A 3413-nucleotide genomic window follows, 5' to 3' on the forward strand; every position below is an offset into this window, starting at 1 on the left:
TTTCAGGAAGATAATTGTATTTTAAAATCGAAACTTGAGTTTCTTAATATAATCCGAGATTAAAGACTTAAATCAAAAAGGAAATTAATTTTATTTGTTCTGAAAATCCAAAAATGCTATATATGCGTATATATAACTAAGGATTTTAAAAATTTTTGTTTTGGCAACTATAATTCAGCGTACATTAATTGAATTGATCGAATGGAAGGCGAGAAATGGTTTAACTATCTTAAGAATATCTCTTGGACTCATTTTTATATGGTTTGGCGTAATTAAGTATTTCCCTGGAGTAAGTACCGCAGAAACCATTGCCTCTGATACCATTTCGGTTATGACTTTTGAACTTCTTCCACCTGCTTTCTCCATGCCTACACTTGCTACTTGGGAGTGTTTGATAGGCATAGGGTTATTAACGAGTAAATTTATGCGTTTTACATTATTGCTACTTTATGTTCAAATGTTGGGGACCTTTATGCCACTTGTACTTTTCCCGGACCAAACATGGACTGATACTGCTTTTGTACCTACTCTGTTGGGACAATATATCATAAAGAATATTATTTTAGTTTCTTCGGCCATAGTCCTTGGCGCTACTGCTAATGGAGGATTATTGATTGCTAATCCGGTGATAGCCCATAAAGCTCAAAATATTGAAAACCGGCAAAGGTTTCACAGACGATTTAACGGGTCGCCTGAGAAGGAGAAAAAATCTACAACTATTTAAAATATAACTAATTGTAGTTTATATGAAATAGGATTCCAGTTTTTATAATTTTGAATCCCTTTAACGACGAACGATCTTCAAGCTTTCTACTTCTCTAATCTGAATTTCCATAAAATTAAAATCCATATTAATTCATTGAAAGAAGGATAGATAGTCAATAGAAGTCTATTTTTTTGGGAGGATCCTTGACCATCACCCTATATGTGCCCTGTGAAACAGCCATAATATGGGCATTATAATTGGCCGTATTGAAAGAGTTTCTCCATTGAAAAAATTCTGATTACTCTCCTGCCGTTTCCTGTAAATTTCCATCACTAAATATCACCCTTGAAATCGTCAACATCTTCACATAGCCTCTGGCCATTTACCTTGATGTAGCACTGCTTGAATTGAAATCATCACTACTACATCCGTCCATCACTGTAATTAGAGAAAATATGATAGATTTTTTTAGTAGGTTTCCCTTATATATTCGCCATGTTAATCATTTTCATCATCATCATCATCATCATCTCCATTTCCATCTTCCGCGCTAAGGAAATTTCCATCCTCGTCAAATTCCAGTTCTATGCCATTGTTTAGTGTCACTTCATAAGTACCATCCTCTTCTATTTCTGCTTCAATAATGGTCTCTTCAGGATAGTTAGCACTGATATAATCTTTAATTGCCTGTGGTAAATCATCAGGATGGATATCCATTTCATCCTGTTCATCTTCATTCTCGTCATGAGCGATTCCAAGAAAATTTCCATTGACATCAAAAATTAATTCGATGTCATTGTCCAATTCAATTTCGTAATGCCCATTACTTTCCCTTTCAGCCTCGTCAATGCCAACCCCCGGAAAGTGTTCGTCGATAAAATCGAGTATGTTCTCGGGTAATTCGGATACCTCCAAATCTTCATCTCCAAAATCATCTTCATCATCTCGGTCTTCACCTAAAAAATTACCTTGCGAATCAAATATTAACTCAGTATTGCCACTTAAGGTAATTTCAAAATTATTATTATCCTCAACTTCAGCTTCTATAATAGTCAGGCCAGGATAGTTGTTGGTAATAAATTCCAGAATGCTCTGGGGTAGTGTAGAAGTTCTTACATGAGCATCTGCTGTAAATGCAATAGCATTTAAATTTTCTTCAGTGTTATTTTCCTCTTCGGAAGAACAAGCTGAAAGTAGCAGGAGTCCACATACAGTTAAAGTAAGCGTGGTTAAGTTTTTCATTTTTCAGTTATTTTAGATTAGAGCGAATAGTTTATTACTTCGATAGAGCAAATAAATAATAAATATTATGCCAAAGATAGAACTTTTTCTAAAACTCTAATTTTAATAGGAATAGGGTCAGTATCATGCAGTTTTTCCCCTTTTTAAATAATCCTTATTAAAATAGCTTTTGAACGCTAGCAGATTTTAAAACCCTTTGGTGAAGAGGCATGTAAATAATGAAAAAGGGGAAATGACGCTTTTACCTGCATTTCCCCTTATTCATTCCACTTGGGGGGTGACCCTTTGTGGAATAAACTAATTAAAAGTTTACAGCGATTTTAAAGATACAAATAATTCTTTGCAACCTCCGGGCGCAAAGCAAGATTGTCATGACAATGACACATCTTGCTTCCCCTCCTATTTTTTATAGTTGAGAAGAATCTTGTTGTCGATCTTCAAACTTATTTTGCTAAAAGAATTCCTTAAGTAGATCCTTAAACACCAACTAAAATTGCTCTAACTGTCTACCATAAAAATTTACTTTTTTTACCTGGAGCATTTTCCTTTTTGTTTTGAAATGAGTAGACATTCAGAACAGATTGAAAATAAATTCGCTTTTAATTCAATTTACTTCTTTCAGAGCTGTTTGCATTACCTTTTGATGTCAATTTATATTTCAGGATTTGAAATTAATAAGGACTTATAAAAAGCAAAGCGGCTTTATGCAGTCCGCTAATTTTAAATCCTGTTTTTTAAATATCCAAAGGTAAGGCGACGTAAGAATAGCAGATGAGTATTTAAATGTAGATCTGGATCGTTTTGTAGAATAAGGTTATGAAAAGTAATCTGGCGGACTTGAGTCAAAAAGGTTTTACAGATTTGTTTATTAAACCTATTCACAACTTTTTGGCTCGTGTCCAAGATTTAAATGGACCTCTTTTCCTGAAACGGAGCTTTTGTGAAGAGGAAGGAAATGTGGTGAAGGCTCTTTGTTTCTTCCAGAAATCTAATTCTACTGTAGTAATTTTGGAGATATTTCACTCTATCACTTTTGTAAGAATTGTATTCCAAAATAGATGTTTTTTACTAAAATACTTGCCAATTTTACTGGGCTGCGAAGGTTTTTTCGTAAAAACAAAATTCATTTCAAATTCAAAATTATTCTTTTGGGTTAATTCGATGGGCTGGATTACATTGGACAATTTGGATTTTTCCGTGAAAAATTTCCTTGTTTTCAAGGGTTTCAAAGGTTTTTACGTGAAAAATAGAATGTATTTTAAAATCACAAGGCGATAAACTCATTGAATATTAAGGGGGAATAGATGTCGTAACGTGGCTCTGCCCGTTACCCTCTTGCTATTCCCCCCTTCATTTTTTTTCAAAAATAAATAAGGAATACCGATTCAAAATTTGACAAGGTAATCTTTCACAAAAATTTACTTTTTTTGATTAGTAGTAAAAACTCTGAAAATTGGCTTTTGGG

2 protein-coding genes are annotated in these 3413 nt (G+C 33.7%); one reads left to right on the plus strand and one right to left on the minus strand.

All coding sequences use genetic code 11. From position 1 onward, the window contains the following. Positions 1-160: 160 nt before the first annotated feature. Positions 161-724, plus strand: coding sequence for a DoxX family protein (locus Q1K34_RS17855; RefSeq protein ID WP_300442072.1), 564 nt, complete (start codon positions 161-163; stop codon positions 722-724). Between the two features lie 480 nt (positions 725-1204). Here the strand turns inward: Q1K34_RS17855 and Q1K34_RS17860 are convergent, their stop codons facing one another. Continuing rightward, complete coding sequence (locus Q1K34_RS17860; RefSeq protein WP_300442075.1) at positions 1205-1948, minus strand: PepSY-like domain-containing protein; 744 nt, start codon at positions 1946-1948, stop codon at positions 1205-1207. Between the last annotated feature and the right edge of the window lie 1465 nt (positions 1949-3413).

Source organism: Christiangramia sp. (genome assembly GCF_029937855.1).
In the GTDB taxonomy this organism is placed as follows: domain Bacteria; phylum Bacteroidota; class Bacteroidia; order Flavobacteriales; family Flavobacteriaceae; genus Christiangramia.

Excerpts from the sequence above, each read along its gene's own strand:
- Q1K34_RS17860 (WP_300442075.1), bottom strand. The coding sequence starts at position 1,948 with ATGAAAAACTTAACCACGCTTACTTTAACTGTATGTGGACTCCTGCTA.